The organism is Mycobacterium intermedium (assembly GCF_002086275.1).
Classification (GTDB): domain Bacteria; phylum Actinomycetota; class Actinomycetes; order Mycobacteriales; family Mycobacteriaceae; genus Mycobacterium; species Mycobacterium intermedium.
This window is the reverse complement of the sequence record NZ_MVHT01000023.1, coordinates 32,817-53,427: the sequence shown is the minus strand read 5'-3', so window position 1 is coordinate 53,427 and position 20,611 is coordinate 32,817. Positions and strand designations below refer to the sequence as shown.

Here is a 20,611-nt window from a genome sequence, read left to right as displayed (position 1 = left end):
CCTTCGCTTCACTGCGGAGATGGTGGATGTGGCTTGCCGCCATACGGATACATTTCGACGCCCCGCAGCTCGGCAATCAGCGATCCCTCGGCGTCGGTGAGTCGCAGATCGTAGGTACTGCCGTTGCTGGTTGCCTTGCCGTTGTCGAGGTAGCACCACAGCTCGCCATCGGCGGGTCCGCCGCGGTACAGCATCAGCTCGTTGATGCGCATGGGAAGCATGCGACGGCCCGTTTGCTCCAAGCTCCACAGAAATCCGACTTGCAGGCAGCCGTCCAGTGCGGCCGGGTCCGTCGCCCAGTATCGCTGCGGCCAGTTCGCCTTGGTGAGCCCATGCAGTCGTGCGACCGCACCCGATGGTCCGCACGGAGCGAACCCTTCGAGAACATGAAACGCCCCGCTGTGGAAGAGCGCGCCCTCGCCATACCGGGGTTGCTGCATGGACCGCTCCGCGTCCCACTGGTTGGCGACGACAGGCGGGAGATCCCTTGGGCTACTGCTCATTTCGGCAGTAGCCGCATAGCGGGCAGTCCCGGCCGCGTCAAGTAGCAGGAGCCGGAGGCGATGCGGTTCGTCTTGCCCCGGCAGGCACTGAACGGTGAAGACGTCACCGCCACCGTCAAATCCGTGCAGCGGTACGCCGCGAATTACCTGAAGTTCGCCAAGGCGTTCCACATGCTGACCCGGGCGGCAAGCCTCTGCCGTGCCGACGAACCATTCCGCGACCTGGACCACGGGCAACACCACCTGCTGCTGTACGCGGTGCCCGTCGAGGTAGGGATAGCTCGCCGCGTCCACCACGACGCGAACCGACCGCCCCGTTTCAGGCAAAGGATGCGGAAGCCCGTCGTGTGCAACACCGTCGCCGAGCAACACGGACGCATCGCGGACATCGCTGTCGAACGCTTCGGCCACGAACGCCGCCGCACCGTCGTCGAGGCGAAGCGGTTTGATGCCCCGGGATTCGAAGAGCTTCTTGAGGGCTGGCGTCACCATGCCCGCTTCCCAAGGGCCCCAACCCAATGCTCGAACGAGACATCCCGGCCGACGAGTGCGCTCTGCCAGCGCGACCTGGTTGACGACCTCATTGGCCATCGCGTAGTCGGCCTGACCGACGTTTCCACCCCGCGCGGCGGCCGAGGAGAACAGCAGGATCAACTTCAACGGGTCGTCGGCGGTCGCGTCGAGGAGAGCGCGGAGTCCACCGACCTTGGTGCCGAATACACGGTCGAACTGGTCCACGGTCTTGCGGCTGAGATACGCATCGGCCACCACCCCCGCGCCATGCACCAAGCCGGTAATCGGTCCCGCCTCGGTGCGCACCCGGTCCAGCAGCGCGCCGAGTTGCACTGTGTCACGGACGTCGGTGACGTGGTAAGCGACCCGCGCGCCTGCCTGCTCGACTGCACTCATGGTCGCCCGAATCTCGCGAATGGCTAGCACGTGCTGGACTTGCTGTTCCAACTCTCGGGGCGTGGGCTTTTCACCTCGAAGCTGGGCCTCGGTCAGCAGCGCTCGCTTGAGGTCGGCGGGCGCTGTCAGACCGCGCGCGGTGGGCGGTTCGTCGTCCAACGCCGAACGTCCGATGAGGACGAAGGTGGCTTGTGTTGCTCTTGCCATGGCGATCACCGATGCCGCGGTCACCCCGCGCGCACCGCCGGAAACCAGGACGACGTCGCGGTGGCCCAGTCGGGTGACCCGACCGGAGATCTGGGACTCGTAGGTCGCGACGGTCACTCGACCGTGAGTGCTGCCCAGCCCGACTTCCAGTTCTGCTCCACCGAAAAGGATCTCGTCGGCGATCAGTTCGGCAATTTGCTGCGGTGACCGGTTCGCGGTGTCTACGTCGATGGCCTTGGTGTGGCTGTTCGGCCATTCCAGTGCGGCCACCTTGGTCAGCGCTGCCGCGCCGGCGGCCCACGCCCGTGGGCCGGCATCGGTGAGCAATCCGAATGTGCCGCCGGTGTCCTGCACGGTGATGAACGCACCGCCGCTTTGTTCCATCCGTGGCGCAACCCTGAGCGCATCGGCGATGACTCGACGGTTGACATCGAGAGCCCGGTCGGGACCTTCGGTCGACGCCAGGCCACCGAGTTGCAAGACGTGAGTCGCATCGGCGCTCGCCACGTCCGCCACCACAGCGTTGATCCCGTGCGACCGCAAAAGCGTTTGCAAGGCGGCACTTACGGCCTCTGGGCCGCCCACAATCTCCAAGCGGTCGGCTTCCTGCAGGCCCGGAATCCCCATCCCCTGAGCCGGAGCGGCGATAGCGCGCACAGAGTGGCGCGCCACCGGCACTCCGGCTAAGTCAAAAGGGAGGCGATCACCCCCGCTCAGCAGGGCGGCGCTGTGTTGGCCATTACCGTTGGCGCCGTTGACAGCGCCGTCAAGGGTGGGCGCCCTGGTCGGCAACAACGTGTTGAGGTAGTCGACGATCTCCTGCAAGGTCTTCAACTCCGCCATCGCCGAGGTCTCCACCTCCGGCAGGGACGGCACCCGCTGCTGCACCGCCGACAAGATCTCCACCCGCTTGATCGAGTCGATACCCAAATCGGCTTCCAATGCCATTGACAGCTCCAGCATTTCCACCGGATAACCCGTCTTGTCGGCAACGACCTGCAACATGTCTGCCACCAAATCGGTACCCACCGCGGTTGCCGTCACTGGCGCTGACACCACCGACCCGGACGAGACGGGCGACAATGGCGGCCCGCTGCGTTGGCCGTTGCCGTTGCCGTTGCCGTTTACGCCACCATTGACAGCGCCGTTGGAACTAGGCGCCTTGGCGGGCAACAACGTGTTGAGGTAGTCGACAATCTCCTGCAAGGTCTTCAACTCCGCCATCGCCGAGGTCTCCACCTCGGGCAGCGAGGGCACCCGCTGCTGCACCGCCGACAAGATCTCCACCCGCTTGATCGAGTCGATACCCAAATCGGCTTCCAATGCCATTGACAGCTCCAGCATTTCCACCGGATAACCCGTCTTGTCGGCAACGACCTGCAACATGTCTGCCACCAAATCGGCACCCACCGCGACGGCCACCGAGGCCGCTGCAGGCGTGGCGGCCGGCACGGGCCGATGTTCGATTTGTTGCGGCACCAGCGGCGCCGGTTGTATCGCTACATTCGCCGGCGCAGGAGCGGACACGGGTGTGTAAGGCATCGCCGGAGTGTCGTCGAGACGGGGCTTGCCGTAATTGGCGCCGTTGATCTTGAGGACCAGTTTGGGTTCTGGGCGGGTGCGCGGATCTTCGAGCACTCGGTAGTCGGCCCACAGGCTCTCGAAATTCATCGGCACACCGGCTGCCACGAGCTGAGCCAGGCCAAGCCAAAGAGTTCGGATCCCGTGGGCGTTCTTGCGATCAAGCGCAACAGCGCGGTGCGGCAGGCCTTCCAGGCACGTTCCCACCAGGTTGGTAAGGACACCGTCCGGACCCACTTCGACGAACGTTCGCGCACCGGCCGCCCACATCGAGCGCACCATCTCCAGGAAGCGGACCGGCTGTGCGATCTGCTCGCCGAGCGTGACGCGCATGGTATCGGCGTCTGAGCCGTAGGGCGCCGCCGTCGCATTGGCGTACACGGGGAAAGCCGGCGTGCCGAACGGGATCTCATCCAGAAAGTCGGCGAAGGGTGCCACAGCACCCGCGACGAGGTGGGAATGAAATGCCGTGGCCACGTTCAGTTGCTTTGACTGAATGCCAACCTCAGACAGCAGGTTCATGGCTTTCAAGACGGCATCCTTGGCGCCCGACACGATGACTTGTGTCGGACTGTTGTGGTTGGCAATGACAACCGGAAGCTCCCAGCGCTGCAACAACCCGCAGACGATCTCGTGCGGCGCCGAAACCGCGCACATCGTCCCCTCGCCGATGCGCGCGGCCTCCGCCATGAGAACCCCCCTCTTGTGTGCAACGCGAAGTGCCGCTTCTTCGTCGAAGACCCCTGCCGCACACAACGCGACGACTTCACCGAAGCTGTGTCCCCCGACGGCGATCGGGTCGATCTCCAAGGCGCGGACGATCCGCAAGAGGCTGAGGCTGTGAGCGCCGATCGCAGGTTGCGCCCACTGCGTGCTGGTCAGCGTCTCGGCTTGCCGCCTGCGTTCTGCTTCAGTGAAAGCGGTTTTCGGCCAGACGATCTGGTGCAGATCCGAATCGGCGTCGACAAGTGACGTTCTGGCGTTCTCCCACGGACCAAGCGCCCCGTCGAACAGTCGCGGAACGTCAGCACCCATCCCCAGGTACTGGCTGCCCTGCCCCGGAAACAGCAACGCGACCGGGCCAGGCTCCTCCGCGGAATAGTAGTAGCCCCGCGGCGAAGCGAAAGCCGCACTGCTTCTGCCCAATCGGCCTGCCGCTTCATCGAGCATCGATCGAAGGCTTGCGACGTCGTCCGCGACCAGTGCCAATCGGTGTTTGGCGCCGGCGTCGTAGCTTTCCTGCGTCGCGCGGGCGATATAGCAAAGCATGTCTTTGTCGTCCTTCAGCGACGCCGACAAGCGGGCCGCCTTGTCGGCCAAGGCCGCTGCATCGCCCGCTTCGAGCACGACCAGCTCCGACTTCCAGGACCGATGGCGCCATGGGCGGCGGCCGCTGCCGGTGTACTCCTCAAGTGCGACGTGGAAATTGGTGCCGCCGAAGCCGAAGGAACTCACAGATGCGCGGCGTGGAACACCGTCATCGGCAATCCAGGGCTTCGATTGAGTGGAGAGATAGAACGGTGAAGTGCCGATGTCGAGGGCTGGGTTGGGCTGATCAACCTTGATCGTCGGCGGCAAAGTCTTGTGGTGAAGTGCCATCACCGCCTTGAAGAGGCCGCAAGCGCCTGCGGCCGCCTTCGTGTGTCCCACTTGCGATTTCACCGATCCGATCGCGCACCACTGTCGATCCTCACGGCCGGAGTCGTCGAACACCTCCCGTAACGCGGTGAACTCGGCGATGTCGCCGGCCTTGGTGGCCGTCCCGTGCGCCTCGATCAGCCCGACGGTGTCCGGGCCGTAACCGGCCGCGTCGTAGGCGCGGCGCAACGCTTGCGCCTGCCCCGACGGCCTGGGCGCATAGATGCTCTTCGCCCGGCCGTCCGAGGACGAGCCCAGGCCGCGGATGACCGCGTAAATCGGGTCACCGTCGCGCTCGGCGTCCTCGAGCCTTTTCAGGGCCAGCATGGCAAGGCCCTCACCCAGCATCGTCCCGTCCGCGTTGTCGGCGAACGGTCTGCAGTCCCCGGACGGCGACAGTGCCGTGACCTTGGCAAAGCACATGAACATCAGGATGTCGTTGAGCGCGTCCACGCCACCCGTGATGACCATTTCGGAGTCACCGAGATACAGCTCGTTGAGCGCGATTTGAAGTGCGGCCAGCGAACTGGCACACGCGGCGTCGACGACGCAGTTGGTTCCGCCGAGGTCGAATCGGTTGGCGATTCGACCCGCGACCACGTTGCCGAGCAGGCCCGGGAACGTGTCTGCTTGCCAGGGGGTGTATGCGTCGGCGATGCGTTGCTTGAATTGCTCAAGCTGTTCACCCGTGATTCCGGAACCCCGAAGCGCCCTCTCCCACACCGGAGCCTGGAGGCGACCAGACATGTGGGCGACCAGTTCGGTCGCACTGGCGACGCCGAGCACCACGGAGACTCGGTCGCGGTCCATGTGGGAGAAGTCCCCGTCCGCAACGTCTTCCAAGACCTGCTTGGCCACGGCTAGCGCCAGCAGCTGCGCGGTGTCGATCGCCGGCACGGTCTTCGGCGGTACGCCGAAATCTGAAGGCACGAAGTCGACGTAAGGAAGAAACCCGCCGCGCCGCGCATACATTCTGTCGGGTGCGTCCGGGTCCGAGTGGAAGTAGTCCTCGATGCGCCAGTGCGATTCGGGCACCTCGGAGAGCAGATCCGCTCCCTCGGCAATGTTGCGCCAAAACGATGGGGCATCAGGAGAGTCGGGAAACAGAGCGCTTACTCCGACGACAGCGATGGGGGGTCGCACATCCATTCCGGGATCCTTTCGGCGGTGTGACAGCGTTGTCAGGAGCTTGGGTCGATGGCCAATCGGCGCGGCTTGAAGCGAAATGCCTCGGCGGGCAGGCGTACACCGCAATCACGTACGCGTTGCGCCATGGTGATCTGCGCGGCGCCCTCGAGCAGGTTGAGTGCGACCTGTACGACTTCCCGGTTCTCGGGCGACTCGAGGAAGCTGTCGCGAACCCAGCTGTTGAATGCACCCATGGCCGGGCCGCACCAGATTTGGTAGTCAAGCCGACGATCCGCCACGCCTTCGATCGCCCATCGGCTCGACTTGCCCAGATACCAACGAAACACCAAGCCCATCTGGTACTTGGGATCCCGCGCAGCTCGCTCCAAGACCACGGCGTCACGTCTAGCCCAAAACTGCTCGGTCTCGGCCCAGACCTCTTCGACCGTCTGGCCGAATATTTTTTCGAGCTCCGCGCGCTGCTGGCCGACGATCGCGGTCAAGCCAGGGTTGCTGTCATACAGCGCATAAAGTTTCTTGGCGCGGGGTCCGAACATCGAGCCGCGCTTGACCACTTGCAGGTTCACCCCGAGCTCGAACATGTCGGCTGCCGGCGCCATCATGACGTCGGCGATGCCAACGCCGGCGAGTATGTTGCGTCCCTGAGCCGAGAGACCCGACTCCCTGCAGGCTTGATTGATCGATCCGGTCAGCACGTAGGCCGCACCCATAGCGAACGCGGCGGCAACCGACAACGGTGTACCGATCCCGCCCGCAGCGCCGACACGGACCGGCCGCTCCAACCGATATTCGGCCGTCAATTGGTCGCGGAGCGCGACGATCTCGGGGAACAGCGCTGTCAGCGGGCGGTTGTCGGTGTGTCCGCCGCTGTCCGCCTCGACGGTGATGTCCTCGGCGACGGCCACCCGGCGGGCCAATTCCGCTTCCCGCGCGGTGATTTCGTCGGACTCCAGCAGCGCGGACACGATGGCCGGTGGGGCTGGCATCATGAATTGACGAGCGACCTCCGGACGCGACACCTTGGCGAAGACGCTGTTCTTCCGCACGATGTGACCGGCCGGGTCGGTGGACAGGCCGTGCAGCGCATAACGCACCACCGACGGTTCGATCTTCATGAACGCCGAAGCTTCGATCTTCCGTACGCCTTTGGCGATGTACAGCTCGGCCACCCGGCGTTCAAGCGCGGCCTCGTAGGGTGAGTGAATCAGGTTGGCGCCCCAAACCGCGTTTGTGCCGGACAGTTTCTCCTCGATGGTCGACAGTCCCCGCTCCACCTCGGCGAAAGAGAGGCCAGCGGCGCCGAAGAAGGCCAACATCCCCGCCTTGGCCACTGCCACCACCAAGGCCGGCGCGGCAATACCGTTGGCCATCGACCCCGTGACGTATGGGAAGCGCAGCGAATGCGATTCGCAGAACTCCCGATCGCCGAGCCATTCGGGGTAGACCGGCGGCAGGACACCGATCAGGGAAGTCCCTGCAGGCAGGTTCGGCATGGTCGCGCTGATTGCCAAACCAACTCGCTGGCTGGCATCGTCGCGGACGACCAACAGAGGGTGACGGATTTGCCGAACGACGCGCACCAGGTCTTCGGGCGCATAGGCGACTCCGCCGGCGCAACGGGCTTCGTCGGCGGCGGCCCGTCGCCTACCGCCCAGCGGTGGTGACTGGTCCGCCGCCGCCGGCTCTTCGCTCCAGCCGGGGCGGTCGAGTTCCACCACATCGTGTCGTCCCGGTGCGCTCTTATTGGACACCGCTCCAATGGTCCGCATCCGGTTTCGACAATTGTTGGGCAATTATGAAATGCGGTGCGCCGCGTATTCGCGGTCAGCTTGACGCAGCACTCTCGGGAAGTTGATCCGGCATTCCCGTCACCGCGGCATTGCCACGCAGCGGAATCGGTGGCGCCGGCGGGAGCGGGCTGGGCGTCACCGGCGGTGATGTGCCGATCTCCTCGGGCAGGAGCGGGCCGCCCGGCATCCCAAGTACCGACAGGGGAAGACCACGCCGGCCCAGCGTGCAAACGCCCTAAGGCTGCAGCCGCTCGACGCGACCGCCGATGACTCGAATCCGGTTATGCACCCGGTTCTCGCGGCCCTGCCAGAATTCGACCACTTCGGGCGCGATCAGATAACCACCCCAGTTCGGCGGCGCCGGCACCTGCTCGACATCGGCGAAGCGGGCAGTCACCTCCGCCAACTGCTCCAGCAACGCCGCCCGCGACTCGATCGGCCGCGACTGCTGCGACGCCCACGCCCCCAGTTGCGAGCCGCGCGGCCGCTTGGACCAGTACTCCTCGGTGACCTGCCGGTCGACTTTGGTCACCGAACCCCGGATGTGCACCTGTCGCCCGAGCTGGTACCACGGAAAGGTTGCCGACGCGTACGGCGTCGCCGCCAGCTCGAGCCCCTTGGCCGAGTCGTAGTTGGTGAAAAAGGTGATCCCGTTCTTATCGGCGCCCTTGCACAACACCGATCGACTCATCGGCTTGCCGTCGGCGGTGACGGTGGCCAGCACCATGGCGTTCGGCTCGGCGACTCCGGCTCGCTCGGCGTCATCAATCCACTTGCAGAACAAGCTGAGCCAACCGTCGTCCAGCCAGCTTGCGTCCAAGTCGGGACTGTCGTCCTTCTCGGCGGATTTGTACTCCACTCTCATCCTCGCCAGGTGCTCGTCGATTGCTCCGGCCATCGCGTTAAAGCTACCGGGGTTGCTACCGGCCGGTAGCATCGGCCGGAATCTGGGGTGCAAGAATCGCCGCATGACTGTGGTTCCACCTGATTTTGTCCCAGGTCTGGAAGGCGTCGTCGCCTTCACCACCAAGATCGCCGAACCCGACAAGGACGGTGGCGCGCTGCGTTACCGCGGTGTCGACATCGAGGATCTGGTGAACCAGCGGGTTCACTTCGGCGACGTCTGGGCTCTGCTGGTCGACGGCGACTTCGGCCGGGGTTTGCCGCCGGCCGAGCCGTTCCCACTGCCGATCCACACCGGCGACGTACGGGTCGACGTGCAGGCGGGACTGGCAATGCTGGCACCCATCTGGGGTTACAAGCCACTGCTAGACACCAACGAGCCCACCGCCCGCGACCAGCTCGCACGGGCATCTGTGATGGCCCTTTCCTACGTCGCACAATCTGGCCGCGGCATCTACCAGCCTGCTGTCCCCCAGCGCATCATCGACCAGTGCCCGACCATCACCGCCCGATTCATGACGCGCTGGCAGGGCGAGCCGGACCCCAGGCACATCGAGGCAATCGACGCCTACTGGGTCACGGCCGCCGAGCACGGCATGAACGCGTCGACCTTCACCGCGCGGGTGATCGCCTCGACCGGCGCAGACGTGGCCGCGTGCCTGTCCGGTGCGATCGGGGCGATGAGCGGGCCTTTGCACGGCGGGGCCCCGGCCCGCGTACTGCCGATGATCGAGGAGGTGGAGCGCACCGGCGACGCCCGCAAGGTCGTCAAGGACATCCTGGACCGCGGCGAAAAACTGATGGGCTTCGGACACCGCGTCTACCGGGCCGAAGACCCACGGGCGCGGGTGCTGCGCGCGACCGCCGAGCGCCTCAAGGCCCCTCGCCACGAGGTCGCGGCCGCCTTGGAACAAGCGGCTTTGGCCGAGTTGCGCGAGCGACGCCCGGACCGGGCCATCGAGACCAATGTCGAGTTCTGGGCAGCGGTCATCCTGGACTTCGCCGGCGTGCCGGCGAACATGATGCCCGCGATGTTCACTTGCGGACGCACCGCCGGATGGTGCGCTCACATCCTGGAACAGAAGCGACTCGGCAAACTGGTCCGGCCGTCGGCCGTCTACGTGGGCCCCGGGCCGCGCAAGCCCGAATCGATCCCCGGCTGGGACCGCGTGATCACCAGCGCCTAGGCGGCGGCCGCGCTTGACTCCAACGCGGGCTCGGTCGGCGCGACCGGTTTCTTGTAAGTGCCGAACAGCTTGTCTCCGTATGTCATTACCACGGACAGGTTGGTGGGACGCTTCTCCGAGTGGTGCAACTCGTGGCCCGAGGCCGCCGGCAGCAGCCAGCGCGGGTACAGCTTCATGTCGTAACCGCTGTGCGTGATGACCATCGCTGTGGTGTTGGCCGCCGCATAAGCGACGACCACCAGTGGATGGGCCCCCAACGCCAACGGCACGACGTAGAGGCAGAACATCACCATGAAGCCTTCGACGGGGTGCACGACGAAGTTGGTCCAGATGGTCAACGGGTTCTGCACCCGATGGTGCAGGTAGTGCACCTTCGTGAAGACGAACCGACTACCGTGCTCTAGCCGGTGCCACCAGTAGGTGAGGAACTCGCCGATCACCATGAAGGCCACCAGCTGCGTGACAAACGCGACGACCGTCGGTGCGGCCGTTGGGACTTCGGCCACCCACGGGTGGAAGATGCGATGCAGGACGAAGAACACCACCGCCGCACCGACATAATTCGAGGAGATCCGGAGCCCGAGTTTGGTGGCCGCCTTCGCCGAAATACGGTGGTAGACCGCGACATCGAATATCGAGTAGACGATGCCCGTCACCAACACGACCGCGACGACCACGGGCAAGAAGTACAACGGAAATTCGAAGAATCCGACGCCCAGGTGCCTCAGCATCCAGTCCCAAATCGGCTGTAACAGTGTTTGATTCACGGGTTCGACTCCTAATGTAGGGAGGTGGGTCAGTTCAATAAGCGCGCGGCGGCCAGGCGCAGTTCGGCGATGCACTGTTCGACGGTGATGTCGCCGACTCCGAGCAACGCCAAGTCGGCAAAGAAGACGCGACCGAGCAATGTGATCGCCGGGTCCAGTGACAACGACTCGGGCACATCCTCGCCGGCTCCGCCCAACAGCGCGAGGAACATCCCACGCACGCCGACGCGGAACTGATCGGCAACGGGACCCAGAGCCGATACCGAAGCAATGATTGCGCGAACCATGGGCAAATCCGACGCGGCTTCCCATACGAGATGTCCAATGGCCACGTCGATGTCTGGCATTGGTTCGGAGAGCGACTCGGACGCCGCGGCGATGGCCTGCGGAATGCGAGCCGCGACCTCATGCCCCCACGCCAAAGCCGCCTCACACACCACGTGCTCCTTGGACGCGAAATAGCGATAGGTAGTCGCCCTGGACACTCCGGCGGTCGCAGCGATCGCCTCCATCGCGACCACCTCATGCCCGTGCTCGCGAATCAACTGGCGGGCGGCCTGCAGCAGCCGCGCACGGACATCCGCCTGACGCGCATCCAGCGTGCGGTGGATCGTCACGGTCGTGGCGTTCATCAATCGTTCCTTGCAGGCCGACGGTATTAAGACACATGTTGAGACAGCTATCTCATCGATTCATTCTTTATAAGCGGTATCGCGGCGGAACGCAAGGGATGAGGCTTGTCGGTGCCTGGAGATCTACTGGGTTACCGCGATGAATTTCGGTCGCGGCCGGGGTCAATACAGGTGAACCCCGTCGCCAACGCTGGCGAGCACATCCACAACAAGGAGACAAAGATGGCGATCAACGTCGAACCAGCCCTGTCCCCCCACCTCGTCGTCGACAATGCAGCCGCCGCGATCGACTTCTATGTCAAGGCGTTCGGCGGTGAGGAGTTGGGGCGTGTGCCCCGTCCCGATGGCAAATTGATACACGCCGCCGTGCAGATCAACGGCTTCACCGTGATGCTCCACGACGACTTTCCGGAGGTGACCGACGGCAAATCGATGACACCGAAAGCCTTGGGCGGCACACCAGTCACCATCCACCTGACGGTCACGGACGTCGACGCCAAATTCCAGCGCGCACTGGATGCGGGCGCGACCGTGGTGATGCCGTTGGATGACCAGATGTGGGGCGACCGCTACGGCGTGCTCGAAGACCCCTTCGGCCACCACTGGTCACTCGGCCAACCGGTTCGCGAGGTCAGCATGGAGGAACTCCAGCGCGCGATGGGCGCCGACGTGGGTAGTTAGCGCGCCTCAGCGTTAAACGAGTTCACGTAGCCGGGCCGCCAGGCGTCGTCGCAGCGGCGGCGCCTGGCGTGCCGCAGCCGCGACGGCGAGCATGTCGGCGACGTCGGTGAATTTGTTGCGCGGCCGGCCGTCGCCTATGCCGCGGGCGATTTCCGCGGCGTCGATGGCACGCCATCCCGCCGAATCGATGACGTCGGACTGGCGCTGCCGCACCAACCTGTCCAGTGCCAGCGGCTCGACTTGCGGGTCGGCGAGCTTACCGTCATTGAAGTCGGCGACCAGAGCCTGCACGGTCTCCAGGGAGCACGATTTGTTGGTGCCGATGAACCCGGTGGGCCCGCGCTTGATCCAGCCCGCGACATAGGCTCCGACGACCGGACGGGCGCTTGCCGGGTCGATAACGCGACCGCCGTCGTTGGGGACGAGAGCAGCTTCGTCGTCGAATGGCAGGCCAGGTATTGGCTTTCCACGGTAGCCGATCGACGTCAGCACCAGGCCTGCATCAAACGTGCGTACTTCGCCGGCGCCAGCGCCAGGGCCGTTGACGGCGAACGCCACACCGCTGGCCCGATCGTCACCCAAAACCCGCTGCGGCGTCAGCTGATACGCCAGTCGAATCCGCGGGCGCCCACTTTCGGACGGCGCCGCGGACGCGTCACCCAGCGTCGTCAAGATCTCAAGCTTGGCCCTGGTCAGCGGATCAGCGACGGTTGCCAGGTCATCCAGCACTCGTTGCCGGTCGGCGGGGTCGAGCACCACATCGGAAGATTCGGTGAGACCGACCAATTCGGGCAGAGTGAACGCCGACTGCGCAGGTCCGCGCCGAGCGGCGATGACCACCTCGCGAACAGCCGACTTGCGCAGCGCCCGCAACGCGTGATCGGCGATGTCGGTTCTGGCGAGGTCGTCGGGGTCCGCGGTGAGCACGCGGGCCACGTCGAGGGCGACATTGCCGTTGCCGATGATCACCACTCGTTCGTGGCTGAGATCGACTGCCAGATCGGCAAAGTCGGGGTGCCCGTTGATCCAGGCGACCAACTCAGTCGCGGTGCCGGTCCCCGGCAGGCCCATGCCGTCGATATCCAGCCTGCGGTCATCCGGCGCTCCCACCGCATACACCACGGCGTGATGGTGGGCCAGCAGATCGGCGTGGCTAAGGTGCTTACCCACCTCGACATTGAGGTAGAACCTCAGGCGGCGATGACCGGCCACCCGGTCGAACAGCCGGGTGACCTTTTTGGTGTTTTGGTGGTCCGGCGCCACCCCCGCACGCACCAATCCATAAGGGGTTGGCAGCTTCTCGAAAACGTTGACCCGCACGCGGGGCTGAATCAGCAACTCATCGGCGGCGTACATGGCGGCCGGCCCCGACCCGACGATGGCCACCGTCAGCGGCGTCTCCCGCTGATGCACCTCGGGCGCCGGTATCACTGGAGCCAGTTTGGAGGTTGGCGGCAGTTTCACACCGGCCGGGCGGTCCGGGTAGAACGACGCGTTGATTTCGATGAACGGCAATTGCTTAGCATCGAGCTGACTTTCGGGCGCGATCGCTCCGACCGGGCAGGCGCTCACGCACGCCCCGCAGTCCACGCAGGCCACCGGGTCGATGTAGAGCATTTCGGACGTCGCGTAGCCCGGCTCGTCGGGAGATGGGTGGATGCAATTTACCGGGCACGCGAAGACGCAGGACCCGTCATTGCAGCACGACTGAGTGATCACGTGCGGCATAAGCGAACTCGTTAAGCCTAAGCAGCCGGAACGGCCAAATGCGCGCGCTGCGGTTCGCTGCGGTAACGCGACGGTTTGCCGTCGATCTTGCAGAGCCGCCACATCAACCGGGCCGAGCGATTTTCCATCAGCCCGGTGTCGTAGGCCAGCATCCGCACGTCACTGAACATGTCGCGCAACCACTTCCGCGATTCCGGCGACCGGAAGAACAGTTCCTTCTTGACCGAGCGCGGGATGTCGAATTCCTCCCAGAACTCCTTGGGCGGAATCAGGATCGCGTTGCACAGCGACCGCATGGTCAGCGGGAAGGTCAGCGAGATCCAGAACCGTTGGCTGCGGGTCAATTTCGGCAATCGCTTACGCAGGTACTCGTGCGCGAACGAGATGTGCCGCGCCTCCTCGGCGACGTGAATGGACATCACGCGCTCCATGATTGGGTGCAGTGGCTTGCCTTCGCGCAACACCTGCTTCTGCGTGTGGTCGATCGGCTCTTCGCCGGCCAACACGCCGATGAAGAACGCCACCGGCATCGGGCCGGCGATCAGCGGGATGAACGGCGAAATCCAACGCAGCCGACGCGGCATGCCCGGCACGTCCGCGCCGACGCGGTTGATCATCTCCTGGAACATCATCGTGTGGTTGCACTCTTCGACCGATTCGTGCAGGCAGTACCGATATTCCGGGGAACCGTTAGGCATCCAGAAGGTGTAGTTCATCAGGCCGCGGATCAGAATGGACTCGAAGTGCAGTCCAACCTTGGCCACATTGGCCTGCCGCCACATCCCGATCTTGATCTGGCGTTCCCGCGACTGCGCCTGGTACCAAGGGTGCCGGCCCAGCGGGTCCGTCGCTGGGAGGATCCACCGGGGATCGTCGTCGGTGACGGCGAACTCCGGTGAGTCCCAGTCGATGTCGGTGTATGGGTTGAAGTTTCGCCGCACAGACCCCTCGGACAGTGTGGCGAGCATCTCCACATACTCGGCGTCGTCGCGCACCTCCATATTTCGGCGCCAGCGTCGAACCATGCGCGTCCTGGCCATCAAGCCTCCTCAATGAGGTTTCGATCGGACGTGTAGTGAATACGGTACCGCTGGTACCGGGAATTCGCCATAGTGGTCGCGGTCACACTTCGGGCCGAATGTGACAGCCCGTCCAGCAAGGCCGAAGAATCGCTCACTACCCTGATGCGCATGGCTGACCAGCTGGCAACGTCCCTTGAAATTCCCGCCGACCTCAAACCGCGCGACGGCCGCTTCGGCTGCGGACCCTCCAAGGTCCGACCCGAGCAGCTGCAGGTGCTGAGCACCAGCGCCGCCGCACTGTTCGGCACCTCGCACCGGCAAGCGCCGGTAAAGAACCTGGTAGGCAGGGTTCGCAAGGGACTGGCCGAGCTGTTCTCGATACCGGACGGCTACGAGGTCATCGTGGGCAACGGCGGCGCGACCGCGTTCTGGGACGCCGCCGCCTTCTGCCTGATCGACAAGCGCTCGCTGCACCTGACCTACGGGGAGTTCAGCGCGAAGTTCGCCTCGGGTGTCAGCAAGAACCCGTTCGTCGGCGACCCGATCATCATCAAGGCCGACCCCGGCAGCGCACCGGAACCGCAGAGCGACCCGTCCGTCGATGTCATCGCGTGGGCGCACAACGAGACTTCGACGGGGGTCTCGGTCCCGGTGCAACGGCCCGCCGACTCCGGTGACGCCCTGGTCGTCATCGACGCCACCTCGGGCGCCGGGGGCCTCCCCGTCGACATCACCGATGTCGACGCCTACTACTTCGCACCGCAGAAAAACTTCGCCAGCGACGGCGGGCTGTGGCTGGCCATCCTGAGCCCTGCCGCCTTGGCCCGGGTCGAGGCGATCAAGGCATCCGGACGGTGGGTCCCGGACTTCCTGTCGCTGCCGATCGCTATCGAGAACAGCGTGAAAGACCAGACCTACAACACCCCGGCGATCGGCACCCTGATCCTGCTGGCAGAGCAGATCGACTGGCTGCTGGGCAACGGCGGACTGGACTGGGCCGTCAAGCGCACCGCGGACTCGTCGCAACGGCTCTACAGCTGGGCCGAAGAGCGCGACTACACCACGCCGTTCGTCGCCGACCCGGCGCTGCGCTCGCAGGTCGTCGGCACGATCGACTTCGTCGACGACGTGGACGCAGCCGCTGTGGCCAAGACTTTGCGGGCAAACGGCATCGTCGACACCGAGCCCTACCGCAAGCTCGGCCGCAACCAACTGCGGATCGCGATGTTCCCCGCGGTCGAACCCGACGACATCAGCGCGCTCACGCAGTGCGTCGACTGGGTCGTCGAACGCCTCTGACCTGCCTTTCCACACCGCGCTCGCTGAGCCCGCCACCGAGCGCCACGCTGACGTGACGCTCGACGCTCGGTGGGCCTCGCCCCGCGTGTCAGCGAGGTTAACCGGACTTGGCCCACTAGAGTTCGCTCGTAACAGGTCCGGTGCTCACCTGCTCGGAGCCTGCGAGGAGAAACCATGCGGGAACTCAAAGTGGTTGGGCTTGATGCCGACGGCAAATACCTCATCTGCGAGGGGCCCAGCTCAGCCGACAAGTACAAGGTGCCGGCCGATGAACGATTGCGGGCGGCACTGCGTGGCGAACCGGCACCACCGGAGCAGCCTGAGCTCGACATCCAAGTCACCGACATGCTGAGCCCAAAAGAAATTCAGGCCCGGATCCGCGCCGGGGCTTCCGTCGAGCAGGTCGCCGCCGCATCGGGCTCTGACATCTCGCGCATCAAGCGGTTCGCCCACCCGGTGCTGCTGGAACGTTCGCGCGCCGCAGAGCTGGCAACGGCATCGCACCCGGTCCTCGGCGACGGCCCCGCCGTGCTGACCCTGCTGGAAACGGTCACCGCGGCGTTCGTCAACCGCGGCCTGCGTCCTGACAAGCTCAGTTGGGACGCCTGGCGCAACGAAGACGGCCGCTGGACGGTGCAGCTGTCCTGGAAGGCCGGTCGGTCGGACAACGTCGCGCATTTCCGCTACACGCCCGGTGCCCACGGCGGCACGACCACCGCAATCGACGACGCGGCCAATGAGCTGATCGACCCCAACTTCAGGGCCCCGCTACGCCCCCTCGCACCGGTGGCTCGCATCGACTTCGATGAGTCGGCTAAAGAGTCCGACGCCGAACCCGCGCCCGCCGCGGCACCCCAGCAACCCACAAGCAGCCGGCGCGGCAAGCCCACCATTCCCGCTTGGGAGGACGTGCTGCTCGGTGTCCGCTCGAGCGGACACCGTTAACCGAGGACGGTCAGGGCGAGCAAGGCCAGCCAGGCAACCGTCACGCCCACGCCGGTACCCAGCACGAACCAACGCGCCACCGCCGTGCGCCGCCACGCCCACAACGTCGGCGCCAGGCCACCGACCGCCACCAGATTGAGCCCCACCGCCAACAACGGGTGCACCCGGATAAGCCCGAGACTCAGCACCACCATGGCCGCTCCGGTGACCGCGGCCACGAACGCGGCCACCGTCAAACCCGTTCCCCACGGGACGGGTTGGTGATTCACCGGCCGAGCCTAACCCGCTCGTAGAACGCCAACGCGGCGGCCGTCGCGACGTTGAGTGAGTCGGTCCCCCGCGACATCGGGATGCGCACCCGCATGTCGCTGATCCGCAGCGCGGTCGCCGTCAGACCAGGGCCCTCCGCGCCCACCAACAGCGCCACCGGCTGGTCGCGCACCGCGGCCATCGCCTGGGGCAGCGGGCACGCGTCGCCCTGCGGCGTCATCGCTAGCAGACGGAAGCCGCGCTCCCTCAACATCACCAGGTCGCCGGGCCACTGCGTCGCGCGCGCAAACGGCACCAGGAGCGCGTGCCCCATCGAAACCCGGACCGCCCGCCGATAGAGCGGATCCGCACAGCCACTTCCGAAAGCCACCGCGTCGACTCCCAAGCCGGCCGCGTTGCGGAATATCGAGCCCAGATTCTCGTGGTCGTTGACCCCTTCCAGCACCGCGACGGTGCGGGCCCCATTGACCACTTCGGCGACGGTCGGCTCGCCCACCCGACTGGCACTGGCCAGCACCCCACGATTGAGGTGAAAACCCACCACTTGCGCCATAAGCTCCGCCGAGACCCGGTAGTAGGGCGCCTCGACCCCGACCAGATCATCCTTGAGCTCGGCGAGTCTGCGGTCGGTGCCGAGAAGGGCGCGCGGGGTGAAGCGGGAGGCCAGCATGCGCTGCACGACCAGCACCCCCTCGGCGATCACCAGTCCCTTGCCGGTGGGCAGGTCGGGCCGTCGGTCGACGCTGTTCAGGTCCCGAAAATCATCCAACCGTGGATCGTCGGGGTCGCTGATGTCCTGGACAAGCGCGGTCACGGGCTCTCGTCGACCAGAGTCGACATCAGCTCGGCGGCCTGGCGCAGGAGTTCACGCTGGCCTTCGTCGAGCGTCGCCAGACGGTCGGCAAGCCATTCCTGACGGGCCCGCCGAGCGGCCGTGACCAACTCGGCGCCGGACTCAGACACCGACACCAATACCTGCCGACCGTCGACGGGATGCGGGACACGCTCCACCAACCCCATGTCGGCGAGGGAGGCGATCACCCTGGTCATTGACGGCGGGCGGACCCGTTCCCGAATGGCGAGAGCGCCAGGTGTCATCGCCCCCTCATTCAGCAACGTCGTCAACGCTGATAGCTGGGACAACGTCACTGGCGATGACGGGTTCCGAAATCGCAGTTGGCGGGCTAGCCGCATGACCGCCAACGACAAATCGCTGGCCAGCCGCGCGTAGCTGTCAGGCACAGCGCGACATTACAACGTACGACGGCATTGAGTGTGTTCTTGGGTGTTGCGTGTGCCCGTGGCGGGCGAATGGATCCAACCCTGACGCCTGCGTCCTCAACATCCGCTCGATTGCGCCACGCTATGTTGAGACTTGATGAGCGCCGAACGACCCCACGCACTGGAGCCGCCGCCCCTGCCGCGAGGCTTGCTGGCCATATGGCCGGTCATCGCGGTCGGCGCGCTGGCCTGGGCAGTCGCCGCGGTGGCCGCCTTCTTGGTCCCCAGCCTGGACAGTTGGCGCCCGCAGACCCTAGCGGGACTGGGCGTGGGGGTGATCGGAACGAGCATCTTTGTCTGGCAACTGGCCGCCGTCCGGCGCGGCTCTCGCGGTGCGCAATCCGGACTGGAAACGCACATCGACCGAAAATGAAACCACCCAAACCCGGAGGACAAATGGTAGCCCCGCTCCTACAAGCGCAGATCGACATCGATGCTCCGCCCGAAAAGGTCTGGGCGCTCATTTCCGATTTGCGGCGTATGCCGGAATGGAGCCCGCAGTGCCGCTGGATGCGTCCATTCGGCCAGCTGCGGCCCGGCGCTCGCACCCTCAACTTCAATCGCCGCAATCGCCTGTTCTGGCCCACGACGTGCACGATCGTCGACGTCGTCCCCAACAAGCGGCTGGCGTTCAAGGTGAACACCAACCACACTGTGTGGACCTACGAGCTCGAGCCCAACGGCGAAGGCACCCGGGTGACCGAAAGCAGGCACGCCGAAAACGGCGTCACCGCGGTTTCCAACCTGACGGTCAATGCCTTGTTGGGCGGTACGACGAATTTCGAACGCGAATTGGTCGAAGGCATGCAGGCCTCGCTGGCCAAGATCAAAGCCGCGGCCGAGAAGAACTAGGCCGACGGCTCGGGAGCTGGCGGCTCCGCTGCGGGCGGCTCGGGAGCAGACGCCTCCGGGGTTACCGGCTCCGGGGCCGGCTCCGGGCTCGAGGGTTCGGGCGTAGACGCCTCGACAGTGAGCGGCTCAGCAGCGGCCGGTGTCGGAGCCGACGCCTCTGGCGTGACCGCCTCTGGCGTGACCAGCTCTGCCGCAGCCGGCTCTGACGTAACCGGCTCAGGCGTTCCCTGCTCCTCGTCAGCCGGTTCCGCAGCAGGCGGCTCTGCCGCAGCAGACGGCTCTGCCGCAGCAGACGGCTCTGCCGGAGCCGGCTCCGCGGTGTCCGACTCCGAATGAGCCGACTCCACCACCGGATTAGCCGCGATGTCCAGCAATCCGTCGTCGTACGGCTCATACGCCGGTGAACCGGTGCCCGCCGGTGCGGGGGTGTCGGAGTGGGCGCCGCAACCGTAGTGCTTGTCCACGACATGGCCGTCGGCGGACAGTTCGTTGCCGCACACCCCGAACATCGCTCCCAGCGACCCGGCCAGCGGCAGGAAGAACCCGCAGTCGCGGCACACTCGTTTGGTCGAGCGCGACATGGGCGAGTCCGGCCCGTACTCGCCGTAGTGCCACCGTTCGGCGGCTTGAGCCCGCCCCAAGGGGCTCATCACCCAGCGTCGGCCCAATCCCAGCTCGACAGCGACCTCGTCGACTGCGGGGTCGCCGCTGGCGGTGTAGCCCGGAACCAGACGCGGGTCGTCCTTGGCCGGGGCGAGCAGGTCTCCGGGGCTCAAATCCCCCGGCCGCACCCGCTCCTCCCACGGCACCCACTGGGGCGCCAGCAATGCTGTCGGGCCGGGAACCAGCACGACTTCGCTGATCGTGGCGCGGTCAGAACCCGGGTAAGTGGCCACGACAACCGCCCACTGCCAGCCCTGATAGCCGGTCAGATGCGCCAGGAAGCGGTGCGTAGCGGTGTTCGGATCCTCGTAACTGACGCCCAGATAGTCGCCGACGGCGTCCGGACCGCTGAATTCCTCGACGGCGGCCCTGGCCTGGTCGACCGCACCCGTGAGCACGGTCGCCAATTCCTCGGGCCACTCGGCCACCGTCACACCGCCGGCTTCGGTGCCGGTGTCCAAAGCGGATTCCGCAGTGGAATCCGGGCCGGGTCCGGTCACGCTATCCCCTCTCTGCATCGCGTCTCCATACTGCCGGAAGACACGGAAACCGAGCCACACCCGGTTCGCTACGCGAGGAGTCAGGATAGGACAGAATTGATTCG

16 protein-coding genes and 1 pseudogene are annotated in these 20,611 nt (G+C 65.5%); 6 read left to right on the top strand and 11 right to left on the bottom strand.

Annotation, left to right across the window (positions count from 1 at the left end; translation table 11 throughout):
• Positions 1 to 8 precede the first annotated feature (8 nt).
• From BST27_RS10880 to pdxH, 3 genes are all read right to left on the bottom strand, one after another.
• Positions 9 to 5,987 carry a type I polyketide synthase gene (locus BST27_RS10880; protein ID WP_083148467.1) on the bottom strand — a complete coding sequence of 1,993 codons (5,979 nt, stop codon included), beginning with the start codon at positions 5,985 to 5,987 and terminating at the stop codon, positions 9 to 11.
• Between the two features lie 32 nt (positions 5,988 to 6,019).
• Positions 6,020 to 7,738: a PfaD family polyunsaturated fatty acid/polyketide biosynthesis protein gene (locus tag BST27_RS10875; RefSeq protein WP_211285306.1), complete on the bottom strand. Its 1,719-nt coding sequence runs from the start codon at positions 7,736 to 7,738 to the stop codon at positions 6,020 to 6,022.
• Positions 7,739 to 8,012: 274 nt separating this feature from the next.
• Positions 8,013 to 8,675, bottom strand: coding sequence for a pyridoxamine 5'-phosphate oxidase (gene pdxH / locus BST27_RS10870; RefSeq protein WP_069421377.1), 663 nt, complete (start codon positions 8,673 to 8,675; stop codon positions 8,013 to 8,015).
• 70 nt (positions 8,676 to 8,745) lie between these two features.
• On the opposite strand from pdxH, the gene BST27_RS10865 reads away from it, so the two are divergent.
• On the top strand, positions 8,746 to 9,867 hold the full coding sequence (locus BST27_RS10865; RefSeq protein ID WP_069421376.1) for a citrate synthase 2: 1,122 nt from the start codon (positions 8,746 to 8,748) through the stop codon (positions 9,865 to 9,867).
• Here BST27_RS10865 and BST27_RS10860 read toward each other — a convergent pair.
• Together BST27_RS10860 and BST27_RS10855 are read right to left on the bottom strand one after the other, a co-directional pair.
• On the bottom strand, positions 9,864 to 10,634 hold the full coding sequence (locus BST27_RS10860; protein WP_069421375.1) for a sterol desaturase family protein: 771 nt from the start codon (positions 10,632 to 10,634) through the stop codon (positions 9,864 to 9,866). The two genes, BST27_RS10865 and BST27_RS10860, sit on opposite strands and share 4 nt — an antisense overlap.
• Positions 10,635 to 10,663: 29 nt before the next feature.
• Positions 10,664 to 11,266 (bottom strand): TetR/AcrR family transcriptional regulator, encoded by a 603-nt coding sequence (locus BST27_RS10855; RefSeq protein WP_069421374.1) that lies wholly within the window; start codon positions 11,264 to 11,266, stop codon positions 10,664 to 10,666.
• A gap of 222 nt (positions 11,267 to 11,488) precedes the next feature.
• Here BST27_RS10855 and BST27_RS10850 point away from each other — a divergent pair, with 222 nt between their 5' ends.
• Complete coding sequence (locus BST27_RS10850; protein WP_069421383.1) at positions 11,489 to 11,947, top strand: VOC family protein; 459 nt, start codon at positions 11,489 to 11,491, stop codon at positions 11,945 to 11,947.
• 12 nt (positions 11,948 to 11,959) lie between these two features.
• On the opposite strand, the gene BST27_RS10845 is transcribed toward BST27_RS10850, so the two are convergent.
• Together BST27_RS10845 and BST27_RS10840 are read right to left on the bottom strand one after the other, a co-directional pair.
• A complete protein-coding gene (locus BST27_RS10845; protein ID WP_069421373.1) occupies positions 11,960 to 13,675 on the bottom strand; it encodes a 4Fe-4S binding protein in 1,716 nt (571 codons plus the stop codon).
• 17 nt (positions 13,676 to 13,692) lie between these two features.
• The gene (locus BST27_RS10840; RefSeq protein ID WP_069421372.1) at positions 13,693 to 14,715 is read right to left on the bottom strand and encodes an AurF N-oxygenase family protein; all 1,023 of its coding nucleotides are present in this window, start codon (positions 14,713 to 14,715) and stop codon (positions 13,693 to 13,695) included.
• Positions 14,716 to 14,865: 150 nt separating this feature from the next.
• On the opposite strand from BST27_RS10840, the gene serC reads away from it, so the two are divergent.
• Together serC and sepH are read left to right on the top strand one after the other, a co-directional pair.
• A complete protein-coding gene (gene serC, locus BST27_RS10835) occupies positions 14,866 to 15,996 on the top strand; it encodes a phosphoserine transaminase (RefSeq protein ID WP_069421382.1) in 1,131 nt (376 codons plus the stop codon).
• Between the two features lie 174 nt (positions 15,997 to 16,170).
• Positions 16,171 to 16,941, top strand: a complete 771-nt coding sequence (gene sepH / locus BST27_RS10830; RefSeq protein ID WP_069421371.1) for a septation protein SepH — start codon at positions 16,171 to 16,173, stop codon at positions 16,939 to 16,941.
• On the opposite strand, the gene BST27_RS10825 is transcribed toward sepH, so the two are convergent.
• The 3 genes from BST27_RS10825 to BST27_RS10815 are packed head-to-tail and all read right to left on the bottom strand — an operon-like array spanning position 16,938 to position 18,453.
• On the bottom strand, positions 16,938 to 17,210 hold the full coding sequence (locus BST27_RS10825) for a DUF2537 domain-containing protein (protein ID WP_069421370.1): 273 nt from the start codon (positions 17,208 to 17,210) through the stop codon (positions 16,938 to 16,940). The genes sepH and BST27_RS10825 overlap by 4 nt on opposite strands.
• Positions 17,207 to 18,025 carry a TrmH family RNA methyltransferase gene (locus tag BST27_RS10820; protein WP_069421369.1) on the bottom strand — a complete coding sequence of 273 codons (819 nt, stop codon included), beginning with the start codon at positions 18,023 to 18,025 and terminating at the stop codon, positions 17,207 to 17,209. The genes BST27_RS10825 and BST27_RS10820 overlap by 4 nt, the downstream gene beginning before the upstream one ends.
• Positions 18,022 to 18,453, bottom strand: coding sequence for an Rv0880 family HTH-type transcriptional regulator (locus BST27_RS10815; protein WP_069421368.1), 432 nt, complete (start codon positions 18,451 to 18,453; stop codon positions 18,022 to 18,024). Before BST27_RS10815 ends, BST27_RS10820 begins: the two co-directional genes overlap by 4 nt.
• A 136-nt stretch (positions 18,454 to 18,589) precedes the next feature.
• Here BST27_RS10815 and BST27_RS10810 point away from each other — a divergent pair, with 136 nt between their 5' ends.
• Complete coding sequence (locus BST27_RS10810; protein WP_069421367.1) at positions 18,590 to 18,865, top strand: DUF2530 domain-containing protein; 276 nt, start codon at positions 18,590 to 18,592, stop codon at positions 18,863 to 18,865.
• 23 nt (positions 18,866 to 18,888) lie between these two features.
• Positions 18,889 to 19,344, top strand: a complete 456-nt coding sequence (locus tag BST27_RS10805; protein WP_069421366.1) for an SRPBCC family protein — start codon at positions 18,889 to 18,891, stop codon at positions 19,342 to 19,344.
• A gap of 341 nt (positions 19,345 to 19,685) precedes the next feature.
• Here the strand turns inward: BST27_RS10805 and BST27_RS10800 are convergent.
• A pseudogene (locus tag BST27_RS10800) lies at positions 19,686 to 20,507 on the bottom strand (DUF3027 domain-containing protein); the annotation flags it as partial.
• Positions 20,508 to 20,611 lie beyond the last annotated feature (104 nt).